Origin of the sequence: Solimonas sp. K1W22B-7 (genome assembly GCF_003428335.1) — a bacterium.
In the GTDB taxonomy this organism is placed as follows: Bacteria; Pseudomonadota; Gammaproteobacteria; order Nevskiales; family Nevskiaceae; genus Solimonas_A.
Genome location: NZ_CP031704.1, coordinates 3,448,962 through 3,462,368 on the forward strand (window position 1 = coordinate 3,448,962; position 13,407 = coordinate 3,462,368).

Genomic DNA, 13,407 nt, shown 5'->3' on the forward strand with positions numbered 1-13,407 from the left:
CAATTGCGGATGTCTCAGCTGCATGCAGGGGACTCATGACATGACTTGTGCTGCAGCAGGGGAAATGCGCAGGCGGCGCGCCAGCACCCACGATAGCGGCAACAGGGCAACGGCGTGGATCAGCAGATGCGGTGCCATGCCGGGGAGGATGAAGGCATAGAGACCCAGCCACTGGTGATCGACCAGGCTGGGCAGCAGCCAGCCGAGACCCGCCCAGGTGGCGATGCCGGTAGCGCCTGCCGGTCCGCCGCGTGTCGCCACTGCGCCCAGCGCCGCGGCGAGACAGCCGCCTGCCAGCGCGGCGAACAGCGCATTGCGCAGGGCCCAGCGCGATGCCACCAGGGCGGGGTCCGACGGCAACGGTGCGACGGCGTCCGCCAGACAGGACAGGTCGCCGGCGACCGGGTAGGCCCAGCCGGCGTGCAGCAGCAGGGCGACGCAGGCGGCGTAAGCCACCGTGCCCAGCGCGGCCGAAAGCGCCAGGGCCGGGAATGCCGCGGACCCATGAGCCTGGAACGACGACGATTCCGCAGGCCTGCCTCCCCGAGGCCGCAGCGCCTCGCGCAGCAGGCCGATCAGGAACAGCATCGCCGCGCAGCACATGCTCAGGCCTGCGGAGTCACACGCAGTTGCAGGCGGCCTTCGAGCCGGACCTGCAGCGTCGCGCGCCCCTGCCCGTCCGCATGGAACTGCGGCTGCAGTGCGCCCTCGCAGCGATAGGCGGCGCCGGGGCGCAGCTGGCCCAGTGTCAGCGTCTGCGTCTGGCCACGTGCGGCGGCCCGGCCGGGACGCAGCACCAGCTCCAGCGCGGCGCCGTCGCTGTCGGCATAGGCCACCAGCACCTCGGGGTACGGCGCTTCCAGCAACAGCGGACCCTGCAGCGTGGCGGCGGGAGCGCCCTGCGTGATCAGGCTGCGGCTGCGGCCACGCCCCTGGGCGTACAACGCCAGCAGTACCGCATGGGCCTGCGTGGAGACGCCTTCCAGTCGCGTGACGCCGTCTTCGCGGACATGGCGGAATTCGCGGCGCACGCGCTCGCGCAGCAGCTGCGCCACTTCCTCGTCGCCCATCTCGGCGGCGGCGGCACCGACCTGGCCGTAGGTGGTGATCATGGAGCGCTTGTAGCTGCCGGTGTCCATCGCGTCCCAGCCGCGCGTCACCAGCTCCACGTCCTGGCCGGCGACGCGGATGAAGTCCATGCGCGCGATCTCCCAGGAGCGGCGCGCGATGTCCGGCAACAGGCCATGCAGGTAGTGCGCGGTGACGCAGTCGGCCATCACCGAGGTCAGTGCCCCGATGGTCAGGCCGGTGCGCGTGGAGCGGATCGCCAGCACGCGGCCATCCAGGGTGACGAATTCGCTGTCGAAGTGCCGGCGGTACGCGGGTTCGATCTCGGCCCACCAGCGCGTGCCGTAGACGCGGTCGTGGATCGCCAGCGTGGCGGCCCCGAAGTTGTTGCACATCGGGTAGATCCAGTTCGGCTCGCAGGGGAACAGCGTGAAGTCGCTGCTGCGAAAGTTGCGGTGCAGGATCGCGGCGATATCACGGAAGCTGTAACGCCACTGGCGGCCGTCAGGGTGCTGCCACAGCAGCGGCTGCTCGCCGTAGGCAAGGTCGCCGGTGTTGGCGATGTATTCGCCCAGCATGGCGCCGAACCAGCCGGAGTACATGATGTTGTCGCGGGCGATGGGGTCCGGATCGAGGCTGAGATTGCCCCAGGCGTTCTCCAGCACCCAGTACTTCCAGTTGCGCCGGTCCAGCATCTTCTGGTGCAGGTTGCGCTGCGCCTGCGTCAGGTAGCCGCGGAAGGCCGGCAGGCTGCCATGCTGCACGCCGCCCAGGACATAGCCCATGCCGCAGAGCGCGTAGCGCAGTGCGCCGAACTGGAACTGGTCGACCCAATCGATGCCGTCGTAGCGCTCCACCGGCTGCAGCGAGCGGTCCAGCACGTAGCGCAGGTAGCCCAGGGCGTCCTCGCCCAACTCGGCGACCGGCGCGGGGGCGTCCACGGTTTCGATGCGCGTGGCCAGCGCGGCGAGCCGCGTGTTGCGACGCTCGCGGTTGGCGGTCTGCTCCGCCAGCTGCGCGCGGCGTCCCTGCCAGCCGCCGATACCGAGGCCGCCAAGCACGGCCAACAGCAGCAGCGGCGCGCCGGCCCAGGGCTGTGCCGGCGCCAGCGCGGCGGCGGCAGCGGCACTGCCCAGCCACACGACGACCGGCGCCAGGATGTTGCCGCTGCCGAACCAGGCGAACAGCGCCAGCAGGAACAGCAGCAGGGTCAGCAGGATCAGCCCGGCCTGCGCCAGCACCGACAGCGGCGAGACGAAGCCGGCAGCGAAGCCGCCGCCCGGCAGGACCAGGCCCAGGCCGAAAGCCTGCAGCGCGGGAAGACCGGACAAGGCCAGCACCAGGCCCGCCGCCGCCAGCAGCAGGTAGCCGACGAGGCTGCGGCGCAGCAAGGCGGCGGTGAGCGGCCCGTCCAGCGCGGGGCGCGGCGGGATCAGCGCCAGCGGCGCCGGGGATGCCGAGGGTTGGGTCATGGTCTCCTCCGTCTGTTCGCCGGGCGGCGCATGCGGCAGCCACCCCGCTTCGGATGAGTCATGCTGGCATAGAATGGACACTATGTCTATTCATAGTGTCTACACCCTTGCAGCGGGCCATGCGAGAATCCCGGCCGCCCCAACCGGAGTTCCTGGCATGCCATCGATTACCCGCCGCGCCCGCGCACGCAGCAGCGAGACCCAGGCGGGTGTCGTGGAGGCGCTGGTGGGAGCGATGGAGCGGCTGATCGCGGGGGGCCAGAGCTTCACCGCACTGAGCGTGGAACAGCTGGCGAGGGAAGCCGGTATCGCGCGCTCGACCTTCTACCTGCACTTCAGCGACAAGGGGCAGCTGGTGCATCGCCTGTTGCAGGAGATCACGCGGGAGATGAGCACGGCGGCGGGTACCTGGTTCGCGCAGCCGGAGCTGACGCGGCGCGAGGACCTGCATACGGCAATCCGCAGCATCGTCGAGGTCTACGAGCGCCACCACGCGGTGATGACGGCGGTGGTGGAAACCGCCGCCTATGACCCGGAAGTGGCGCAGCTGTTCCACCAGATGATGGACAGCCTGGTGATGGAGAGCCGCCGTTCGCTGCGCCGCATCCAGCAGAACGGCAAGGCGCACCCGGACGCGACGCCCGAGGTGGCCGACGTGCTGACCTGGATGCTGGAATGCGCCTGCCACCAGCTGCTCAAGGGCCGCAAGCCGGCGCAGCGCGAACGCCTGGCCGAGACGCTGACGCACATCGCCTGGACCGCGATGTTCGCGCCCGGCAAGGGCTGAGCCGAACGCCGCTTCGACACCCGCGCGCGCTTCGAACTGCGGCTGCCGCGCCGGACCATGCTGTCAGCCCGGTAACCGACAAGTCCTGATCGGCGGCGTATGCTCCCCACCAGTCTTTTCGGGGAGCTATCGATGATGTCCCGCCTTGCAAAACTGCGCTCCGGCCTGGGCCGCCGCGGCTGGGAGCTGTTCCTGCAGCGTGCCTACCCGCTGGCGGATGCTACCGGCGCCGAGGAAGGGCAGCCCTTCCCCGCCGGGTACGCCATGCCGCCGCATGTGAGCTCGAAGCGCTACGGCTGGACGCACTACGGCGTGATGATCCCGGACCTGCCGGCGCCACACCGCTTCTTCTCGATCATGGGCATCGTCGGCACGCCGGGAGCCCTGGCCTTCGACAACGACCATGCGCTGAAGGACACGCCGCGCCGCAACGCCACCGTGGTCAGCGGCACGGCGGCGACGCATCCCGCACATTTCGGCAGCTACTCTATCGACCGCGACTGCGAGATGCTCGAGGACGGCAGCCTGGTGCGCTTCGGCAAGGAGGTGGAGATCGGTGGCGGCTACCCGGAGTATCGCGTGCGCGCCGAGTACGCCGGCTTCCGCCTGGACCTGGAGATCCGCAACACCGACAAGGTCTCCTGGTTCATGAAGACGCCGGTCTACGACCACTTCAGCCTGCTGTCGCAGTATCGCGGCCAGCTGCGCTGGCGCGGCAAGACCAGCGAGGTGGCGGGCCTCTGCACCTTCGAGTACGCCGCCTGCTTCAGCCCCTACCAACTGCGCGACAAGCCGCTGGCACCGGCGCTGAAGCTGCCACTGGATTTCTTCACCTACCAGATCATCAACCTGGACCGGCATACCCAGCTGCTGCTGACCAGGGTCACCATGGGCGGCGCGACCGCGGTGAGCCGGCTCTACGTGCGCTCGCTGGACGGCTATGGCGTACGCCACGATGCGACGCTGCAGGTGCTGGAGTACCGCGAGGAGCCCGGCATCGCGCCGGATGGCCGGCGGATGCGCCTGCCCCGCCGGTTCACCTGGGATGTGTCGGGCGATGACGGCGTGCCGCGGCTGCGCATCGACTGCGAGGTCGATACGCCCTTCACCTACGGCCTGGGCAGCGGCTATGTCGGCGGCTACCGCTATGCGGGCGAGTACGAGGGCCGGCCGGTGTCGGGGCGGGGGTATGTCGAGTACATCGACCGGACCGACGGCTAGGACCTGATATCCAGACAACCGAACTCAGTTCTTCAACCGATACCCCGTCCGGAAGATCCACGCCACCACCAGCAGGCAGAAGCTGAAGAAGCCCAGCGTCGCCAGCAGGCTGATGCCCACAGGCACGTCGGAGGTGCCGTAGAAACTCCAGCGGAAGCCACTGACCAGGTACACGATCGGATTGAACAGGCTGAACGTACGCCAGGCACCGGGCAGCATGTCGATGCTGTAGAACGCGCCGCCCAGGAAGGTCAGCGGCGTCACCACCAGCATCGGGATCACCTGCAGCTGCTCGAAGCCCTTGGCCCAGACGCCGATGATGAAGCCGAACAGGCTGAAGGTGGTGGCGGTCAGCAGCAGGAAGGCCAGCATCCAGAACGGATGCAGGATCTGGATCGGCACGAAGAAATTGGCGGTGATCATGATCACGCTGCCGATCAGGATCGACTTGGTCGCCGCCGCGCCGACATAGGCCAGCACGATCTCCGCCGGCGACACCGGTGCCGACAGCAGCTCGTAGATGGTGCCGGTGAACTTCGGGAAGTAGATGCCGAAGGAGGCGTTGAAGATGCTCTCGGTGAACAGCGACAGCATCACCAGGCCGGGCACGATGAAGGCACCGTAGGGCACGCCGTTGACCTCGCTCATGCGCGAGCCGATGGCGGCGCCGAACACGATGAAGTATAGCGAGGTGGTGATCACCGGCGTGATCAGGCTCTGCCACAGGGTGCGCGCGAAGCGCGCCAGCTCGAAGCGGTAGATCGCCCAGACGCCGTAGCGGTTGAACCTCATGACGCGGACTCCGTGCGGGTGCTGACCAGGCTGACGAAGATGTCCTCCAGCGAGCTCTGGGCGGTGTTGAGGTCCTTGAAGCCGACGCCCAGTTCTCCCAGGCGGCGCAGCAGCGCAGGAATGTCGGAATGGTCCTGATGGACGTCGAAGCTGTACTCCAGCACGTGGCCGCTGTCCTTCAGCGCCAGGTTCCAGGCCGACAGGCCCTCCGGAATCTGCGCCATCGGCTCCTGCAGCTGCAGCGTCAGTTGCTTGCGTCCCAGCTTCTGCATCAGCTTCGCCTTGTCCTCCACCAGGATCAGCTCGCCCTTGCGGATCACGCCGACGCGGTCGGCCATTTCCTCGGCCTCGTCGATGTAGTGCGTGGTCAGGATCACCGTCACGCCGTTCTTGCGCAGCTCCCGCACCAGCTCCCACATGTCGCGGCGCAGCTCCACGTCGACACCGGCAGTGGGCTCGTCCAGGAACAGGATGGTCGGCTCGTGCGACAGCGCCTTGGCGATCATCACGCGGCGCTTCATGCCGCCGGACAGGGTCATGATCTTGTCGTTGCGCTTGTCCCACAGCGACAGGTCGCGCAACACCTTCTCGATGAAGGCCGGGTTCGGCGCCCGCCCGAACAGGCCGCGGCTCAGGGTCACCGTGGCCCACACGGTCTCGAAGGTGTCGGTGGTGAGTTCCTGCGGCACCAGGCCGATCTTCATGCGCGCGTCGCGGTAGTCGCGGCGGATGTCGTGGCCGTCGGCCACCACGCTGCCGGAGCTGGCGGTGACGATGCCGCAGATGATGCTGATCAGCGTGGTCTTGCCGGCCCCGTTGGGACCCAGCAGGGCGAAGATCTCGCCCTTGCGGATTTCAAGATCGACGCTTTTGAGTGCTTGCAGGCCCGACGCGTAAGTCTTGGTCAGGCCCTTAATCGAGAGGATCGCGGACATGGGCGCGACCTTAGCAGAGTTTTTCGGACGATCCGAGACGGTGGTGCCCTACCCCACCCTGTCGCGGGCAAGTAGCTGGAATCCCGGAACGCTACTTCAAATCCGCCTTGCCGTTGTTCTTCGAATCCAGCGGCTCGGTCCACATCCGCGTGACGCGGCCGCGGATCAGCTCCACCCACAGGGTCTTCTTCTGCTGGCTGCCGATGAACATCCACTGCTCGCCGATCGGCAGGCTTTCGGTGGGATTGAGCGGCACCACGCGATCGGGATATTTGCCCGCCACCTCGCGCACCCGGGCCTCGGCGTCGCCGAGCTTCACCGTGCCGCCGTTCCAGGGCACCGGCTTGTCCGTCACCAGCGGCGCGGCGACGGCGGCCAGGCTCCAGCCCAGCGCCAGCAGCGCAATCCATTGCTTCTTCATGAAAATCCTCCCGGGCAGGGTCCATGCCGCCCGGGAGGAGTTTACTCCGACACTCAGGCGGCGACGCGCGCCGCCGCCGGCGAGGAATTCAGGTAAGCCAGCGCCTGCTCGGTCGAAGCTTCCTTCACCGGGTCGTACCAGGGGCTGAAGAACGGCAGCTGCTTGAGGAAGATCAGCCACAGCGGGCTCGGCAGTTGCCCGGTCCTGGCCGTGCGCGCCCATTCCAGCCAGATCCAGGGCCGCCACACCGAGGGCTTCTTGGCGGCGAAGCGCGGATCCTGCTTGAGGATGTTGGCCGCGCCGTCGACCCAGATGCCGAACACCGCCGGCGTGGCGATGCAGGCCAGGTAGTAGCGCGAGGGATAGTTGCCGCCCAGGTGCTGGTAGAGATCGAAAGCGACACTGCGGTGTTCCACTTCCTCGGCACCGTGCCAGCGCACCAGGTCCAGCAGCACCGGATCGGCGCCCACCTCATCCCAATGCTTGTTCTCCAGCGCGTACTTTCCGAGCACGCAGGTCATGTGCTCGATCGCGGCGATGATGCCGAGCCGGAACAGCAGCCACTGCTTTTCGAGCAGCTTCGGCAGCTTGCGGCCGAAGGGCTGGTCGGCCAGCATCGTCTCGAACAGGTAGTCCATGATGCGCGTGTTGCGCTCGGTTTCGATGCCATGCTGCTTGAGGTAGCCCTCGATGGCGCCGGCATGCGCACGCGCGTGCATCGCCTCCTGGCGCATGAACATCTGGATGTCGTCGCGCAGCTTGGGGTCGGTGACGTAGGGCAATGCCTTGTTGTAGAGCCGGCAGAACCAGAACTCGCCGGCCGGCAGGATCAGGTTGATCTCGTTGATGAAGGCGCTGGCGAAGGGATGCCCGGGAATCCAGTCCAGCGGGGTCTCAGACCAGTCGAACTGCACCTTGCGCGGCACCAGGCGCCCCTGCGTGTTGGACGCGGACTTCGCCGGCTTGTCGGATCGGCCCAGCTGGGCGGTGATTTCGGTAACGGCCATGGGGAAGAACTCCTGTGGCTAATGGGTATTCAGGGCGCGACGTCGAGGCGCGCGAGACGGCGCGACAGCGCCGGGAAGAAACGCGACAGCAGGCGCGAACCATGGGCCTCGACACCCACGGGCACCTCGGCACGCTTGTTCTCCACCGCGTCGAGGATCGCGCGGGCAATGGCCTGCGGCTTGAGGTTGCGCTTCTGGTAGAGCTGGGTCGCCTTCTGCTGGCGGCGCGCCTCCTCTTCCGGCGTGCTGCCGACGAAGCGCGTGCTCTGCGTGATGTTGGTGATCGACAGGCCCGGGCAGATGGTGCTGACCTCGATCTTGCGGTCGGCCAGCTCGGCGCGAATGCAGTCGCTGAGCATCATCACCGCGGCCTTGCTGGTGTTGTAGGCCGACATGAAGCGCGAGGGCGTGAAGCCGCCCATGGAGGCGACGTTGACGATGTGGCCAGCCTTGCCGGCGGCGATCATCTGCTTGCCGAACAGGCGCGAACCGTGGATCACACCCCAGAGATTGACGCGCAGCACCTTCTCCCAGTCGGCATCGCTGGTGTCGAAGAAGGACCCGGCCACGCCGACGCCGGCATTGTTGACGACGATGTCCGGCGCGCCCAGTTCCTGGGCGACCCAGTCGGCCAGCGCCTGCATCTCGGCGGTGCTGCCGACGTCGGTCTTGCGGGCCCAGGCCTGGGCGCCGAGCAGCCGCGACAGTTCGGCGGTGCGCTCGGCGGCTTCCAGGTTGATGTCCACCGCGATGACGTCGGCACCGGCCTCTGCGAACAGCAGCGCGGTCTCGCGGCCGAAGCCGGACCCGGCGCCGGTGATCACCACCAGCTTGCCGCTGTGCGCCTTGCCGCGCCGCTCCTCGCGCACGCGGGCGCGCTTGAGTGCGGGCGTCTCGTTGCCGCTCTCGACGAAGTCGACGAACTCGGCCGCCTGCGCCGCCACCAGCGCCGGATGGCTGACCTGCAGCCAGTGGCCGGCATCGACCTCGCGGCGCCACAGGTTGGGGACCCACTGCGGCAGGTCGTCCCAGATTTCCTGCACCATGAACTTGTCGCCGCGCGGCACGATCAGCTGCACCGGCAGCTCGGTACGGCGCTCCTGCGGATTGAGCAGGCGCTTGACGAAGTTGGCCCGGTACAGGTTCACGCCATTGGCGCCGTCACGGGTCTGCGTCGCGCTGGCCTCGACCTCGGCGATGCCCTCCACCTTCTCCAGCAGGGTCGGCCAGAGCTTGTCCAGGCCGCCGCGCCACAGCGCCGGCGCCAGCGCCGGCAGCTGGAACATGCCGATGTACCAGCTGTGCGCCAGCTGCCGGCCGACCTGGGCGATCTTCTCCGGCGAACCGCTGCGCAGGCGGTTCATGATCCAGTAGCTGGCGTGGTCGATGCTCGGGCCCGAGATCGAGGTATAGGAAGCGATGCGGCCTTCCATGAGTTCGGTGGTCACCGCCTCCCAGCACTGGATCGAACCCCAGTCGTGGCAGACCAGGTGCACCGGCTTGTCCGGGCTGGTGGCATCGACCACGGCCGCGAGGTCGGCGACCAGATGCTCCAGATCATAGGCCGCGGTGTGATCCGGTGTGCTGGACCGGCCGGCGCCACGCACGTCGTAGGCCACCACGTGGAAGCGCTCCGCGAGAATCTCGGCGGTCGCCTTCCAGACGCTGGCGGCGTCGGGGTAGCCGTGCACCAGCACGATGGTCGGCTTCTTCTTCCCGGGCTTGCCCCAGGTGTACACGGCGAGTTCGATACCGCCCGACTCGACGATCTGGCTGGGTGTCATACCTTGCTCCTCGAAAATCTTTGTAGTTCTGTTACGCCGCCTGCTTCCACAACCCCCGCTCGATCCAGCGCCGTACATGCGGCACATCGTCGTCGAGCCAGAAGGCGTCGTCCCCGGTCACCACCAGCAGTTCCTCCCACTTGGCGCCGACGTCGCGGAAGCCCAGGTGCGGCTCCACCGCCCAGAGGCCCGGCGTGGGCACGTGGTTGGAGGCCTCGCTGCTGTTCCAGATCGGATTCCAGCCCTCGCGCGCGCCGCGGATCCTGTCGCGCAGCAGTTCGCTGACATTGCGCACGCCGAAGTTGGCGATCTTCAGGTGGCTCTTCTTGCCATCGTCCTTGAGCTTCTCGATGCGGTGCGCCAGCGTCTCGAAGGGATAGGCCTTGTGGCGCGGGTCGTAGCCGTGCTTCGCGCAGAGCGCATCCACGGCGCGGCTGATCTCGGACAAGGGCCGACGCGCCTTGGCCTTTTCCAGGATCAGCGCGCGGTACTCGATCAGGTCGTCCATCAGTCGATCGAGGATGGCGTTGTGGCCGACCACGCCGCAGTAGCCGATGTCGGCGGTGCAGCCCTGCACGGTGGGCGCGCAGTCGAGGATGAAGGGCATGTTCTCTTCCAGGCGACGCAGGCCGGGATAGAACGCCGGATTGAAGCCGCCCAGTTGCTTGACCGCGATCAGTCCACGGAAGGCGGTGCGGTCGCCGAACCAGGCGAAGGGCTCGTGGAAACAATCGTCGGCACCGTGGTCGAGCAGGTATTCCTTCATCCGGCCGGCGACGTAGCGCTCGGTCATGCCCGGCTTCATGTCGGCGGAAATGGCCTCGGCGCAGTCATAGGCCAGCTTCTGCGCCCGGCGGAACCCGGCCAGTTCCCCGGCCGACGGAATCCATGCTTCGCTCATTGTCCCTCTCCCAGACGAATGTGACATCGAACGGTGTCACATTACACCCCAGATGTCATTGCCCGCCAGCCGGGGCCGGCTGGCGAGCAGGCCATTGCCGAGTGGGCGCCCAGGCGCGAAGCGCGTCAATCCACAGCCGCCGAACGGCGGCCTGAGTCAGTGAAAACAATGACTTGGGAAACTACTTGACCGAGGTCAGGGGCGGCAGCCGGTCCCACACACGGCGATCATGCGCAGGCACGATCACCAGCTCCGGGTTGGTCTGTTGCAGGCGGTGCAACTGCACCAGCAGGTGGCGCACGCGAGCCGGGTCGGCATCCACCAGCATGCGCGAAACCCAGGGCCGCTCGGCCGGCAGGTCCACGCCCTCCTTCTGCCACACCAGATCGCCCACCAGCGCGTAGCGCCCGCCCTCGCTGGTGTTGATGAAGGCGATCACCGAGCCCGGCGTGTGACCGCCGGCCGGCACCAGTACGACGCTGCCGTCGTTGAACAGGTCCAGGCTGCGCTCGAAGCCGGCGTAGGGGCCACCGTTGTAGCGGTACTGGCGGTAGGAGACGTCGTGGAAGCTGCGCGCGAGTTTCGTCGAGGCATCGCCGCCGCGGATGTACTGCAGCTCTTCCAGGTTGACCAGCACCGGCACGCCCGGCAGGTCGGGGATGCCGCTGACGTGGTCCCAATGCGCATGCGTCAGCACGATGCCCAGCAGGTCGTCCTTGCCGATGCCGGCGGCGGCCACCTGCTCGGCGACGGTCGGTTCCTTGTCGTAACTGGAGGTCAGGCGCATCAGCAGAGGGGTGGTCTTGACGTGCTGGTCCACGTCCTTGCCGAAGCCGGTGTCGAAGATCAGGCAGCCCAGCGGATGGTGGACCAGGATCGCCCCCATGCCGAAGACCCGCGCATCGGCGAAGCCGCCGCCGCGATAGGCCATGGCCGCGGTGGAGCCCATGCGGCCGGCCTTGATCGCATGCAGGCTGACGCCCTCGGTGCGCATCGGCGTGGGCAGCTTCGGCCCCGGCTCGCCGCCCGCCGTGTCCAGCGTCGCAGCACGGAAGCTCAGGCCCAGCGCCAGCAATGCCACCGCCAGGGCTCCCAGCCCGCCCAACACCCTTCCCTTCTTCATATACCCCGCCTAGAAGCTCTCCAGGGCCATATTGAGGCAGGTATCGTCGAGCTTTGCCAGCAATTCCGCCTGCCGCGCGGCCTTGGGCAGCTCGTAGCGGAAGAAATAGCGGCAGGCGCTCAGCTTGCCCTCGTAGAAAGCGCGGTCGGCCGCGCCGGCCGTGGCCTGTGCGGACCGGGCCTTGTCCGCCTGCTGCAGCCACAGCCAGGCGATCACGGTGTGGCCCATCATCTCCAGGTACAGGTGCGCATTGGCCAGGAACAGGTCGACCTTGCCCTGCATGGCCGCCTGCCCCAGCGTCATCGTCAGCTGCGCGGCGGTATCGGCGGCCTGCTTCAGCGCCTGCGCATACTCCGCCAGCTCCGGCACCCCGGCCGTGGCCTTCACGGTATCGCCGATGCGTCCCAGCAGCAGGCGCAGCGCGGCACCGTTGTGCATGGTCACCTTGCGGCCCAGCAGGTCCAGCGCCTGGATGCCGTTGGTGCCTTCGTGGATCGGGTTGAGGCGGTTGTCGCGGTAGTAGCGCTCCACCGGGTAGTCGCGGGTATAGCCGTAGCCGCCCAGCACCTGGATGGCCAGCTTGTTGGCCTCCAGGCAGAAATCGCTGGGCCAGGCCTTGGCCATGGGCGTGAGGATTTCCAGCAGCAGGTGCAGCTCCTCGCGACGCTTCGGGTCCTGCTCCACCGACTGCTCGTCCACCAGCTTCGCGCAGTAGAGGCACAGTGCCAGGCCTCCCTCGACGTAGGATTTCTGCTGCAGCAGCATGCGGCGCACGTCGCTGTGCTCGATGATCATCACCGGCTTGCTCGCCGGGTCCTTGGCCGAGGCCGGGCGGCCCTGCGGGCGGTTGCGCGCGTAGTCCAGCGAGAACAGGTAACCGGCGTAGCCCATCATCACCGCGCCCATGCCGACGCCGATGCGCGCCTCGTTCATCATGTGGAACATGCAGGCCAGGCCCTGCCCCGGGCTGCCGACGATGTGTCCCACGGCCGGCGTGGTCTCGCCGAAGTTGAGCGCGGTGTTGACCGTGCCGCGGTAGCCCATCTTGTGATTGAGGCCGGCCAGGCGCACGCCGTTGCGCGCGCCCAGGCTTTCGTCGTCCCGCACGCGGAACTTGGGCACGATGAACAGCGAGATGCCCTTCACGCCCGGCGGCGCCCCGTCGATGCGCGCCAGCACCAGGTGCACGATGTTCTCCGACAGGTCGTGCTCGCCGCCGGAGATCCACATCTTGTTGCCGACGAGGTGGTAGCTGCCATCGGGCTGGGGAACGGCGCGCGTGCGGATGTCGCCGAGCGACGAGCCGGCCTGCGGCTCGGACAGGCACATGGTGCCGAACCAGCGGCCTTCCAGCATCGGCTGCATGTAGCGCCGCTGCTGCTCCGGCGTGCCGTGCGCGCGCAGCAGGTTGGCCGCCGCCGCCGTGAGGAAGGGATAGCCCGCGGTACCGGAGTTGGCGGCCACGAACATGCCGTTGGCGGCGGACACCACCGCGTAGGGCAGCTGCATGCCGCCATGGCTTTCGTCGAAGGCCGCCGACATCCAGCCGCCCTCAATGTAGGCGTCCAGCGCCTCGCGCACCTCGGGAATGATGTGGACGTGCTCGCCATCGAAATGCGGCTCGTTGGCGTCGAGCTTGGCGGCATGCGGCTGGAACTTCTGCTCGGCCAGCTTCAGCGCCGCGTCGAGCACGCCATCGAAGCCGGCACGGTCGTGCATGGCGAAGCGCGGTGCCTGCGTCAGCCGGCCGATGTCCAGCAACTCGTAGAGCATGAAATCCAGGTCACGGCGGTTCATCAGGTGCGGCACGTTCTCTCCTCCGGCTCGCAGGCAGCAAAAAGGCGGCAGGACCATGGCCCGCCGCCTTCATGATCGCGGGTGGACAGCTTGCACGTC

General features: G+C 67.7%; 12 protein-coding genes. 2 read left to right on the forward strand and 10 right to left on the reverse strand.

Annotated features, from left to right (window positions below):
• Positions 1 to 33: 33 nt before the first annotated feature.
• Complete coding sequence (locus D0B54_RS15475; protein ID WP_162932460.1) at positions 34 to 588, reverse strand: hypothetical protein; 555 nt, start codon at positions 586 to 588, stop codon at positions 34 to 36.
• Between the two features lie 17 nt (positions 589 to 605).
• Positions 606 to 2,540 (reverse strand): linalool dehydratase/isomerase domain-containing protein, encoded by a 1,935-nt coding sequence (locus tag D0B54_RS15480; protein WP_117292181.1) that lies wholly within the window; start codon positions 2,538 to 2,540, stop codon positions 606 to 608.
• Between the two features lie 157 nt (positions 2,541 to 2,697).
• Here D0B54_RS15480 and D0B54_RS15485 point away from each other — a divergent pair, with 157 nt between their 5' ends.
• Positions 2,698 to 3,327, forward strand: a complete 630-nt coding sequence (locus tag D0B54_RS15485) for a TetR/AcrR family transcriptional regulator (protein ID WP_162932461.1) — start codon at positions 2,698 to 2,700, stop codon at positions 3,325 to 3,327.
• Positions 3,328 to 3,462: 135 nt separating this feature from the next.
• Positions 3,463 to 4,548, forward strand: a complete 1,086-nt coding sequence (locus D0B54_RS15490; protein WP_205527140.1) for a DUF6670 family protein — start codon at positions 3,463 to 3,465, stop codon at positions 4,546 to 4,548.
• Positions 4,549 to 4,572: 24 nt separating this feature from the next.
• Here the strand turns inward: D0B54_RS15490 and D0B54_RS15495 are convergent, their stop codons facing one another.
• The 8 genes from D0B54_RS15495 to D0B54_RS15530 all read right to left on the reverse strand — a co-directional run bounded on the left by D0B54_RS15495 (position 4,573) and on the right by D0B54_RS15530 (position 13,308).
• A complete protein-coding gene (locus D0B54_RS15495; RefSeq protein ID WP_117292184.1) occupies positions 4,573 to 5,340 on the reverse strand; it encodes an ABC transporter permease in 768 nt (255 codons plus the stop codon).
• Entirely contained in the window at positions 5,337 to 6,275 is a 939-nt protein-coding gene (locus D0B54_RS15500; RefSeq protein WP_117292185.1) for an ABC transporter ATP-binding protein, read from the reverse strand. The genes D0B54_RS15495 and D0B54_RS15500 overlap by 4 nt, the downstream gene beginning before the upstream one ends.
• A gap of 91 nt (positions 6,276 to 6,366) precedes the next feature.
• Entirely contained in the window at positions 6,367 to 6,696 is a 330-nt protein-coding gene (locus tag D0B54_RS15505) for a hypothetical protein (protein ID WP_117292186.1), read from the reverse strand.
• Positions 6,697 to 6,749: 53 nt separating this feature from the next.
• Entirely contained in the window at positions 6,750 to 7,703 is a 954-nt protein-coding gene (locus D0B54_RS15510; protein ID WP_117292187.1) for a metal-dependent hydrolase, read from the reverse strand.
• Positions 7,704 to 7,732: 29 nt separating this feature from the next.
• Positions 7,733 to 9,487 (reverse strand): SDR family oxidoreductase, encoded by a 1,755-nt coding sequence (locus D0B54_RS15515; RefSeq protein ID WP_117292188.1) that lies wholly within the window; start codon positions 9,485 to 9,487, stop codon positions 7,733 to 7,735.
• A gap of 31 nt (positions 9,488 to 9,518) precedes the next feature.
• Positions 9,519 to 10,388: a M24 family metallopeptidase gene (locus D0B54_RS15520; protein ID WP_117292189.1), complete on the reverse strand. Its 870-nt coding sequence runs from the start codon at positions 10,386 to 10,388 to the stop codon at positions 9,519 to 9,521.
• A gap of 181 nt (positions 10,389 to 10,569) precedes the next feature.
• Complete coding sequence (locus tag D0B54_RS15525; protein ID WP_117292190.1) at positions 10,570 to 11,511, reverse strand: MBL fold metallo-hydrolase; 942 nt, start codon at positions 11,509 to 11,511, stop codon at positions 10,570 to 10,572.
• A 9-nt stretch (positions 11,512 to 11,520) separates the two neighbouring features.
• Positions 11,521 to 13,308 carry an acyl-CoA dehydrogenase gene (locus D0B54_RS15530; RefSeq protein WP_117295287.1) on the reverse strand — a complete coding sequence of 596 codons (1,788 nt, stop codon included), beginning with the start codon at positions 13,306 to 13,308 and terminating at the stop codon, positions 11,521 to 11,523.
• Positions 13,309 to 13,407: the final 99 nt, after the last annotated feature.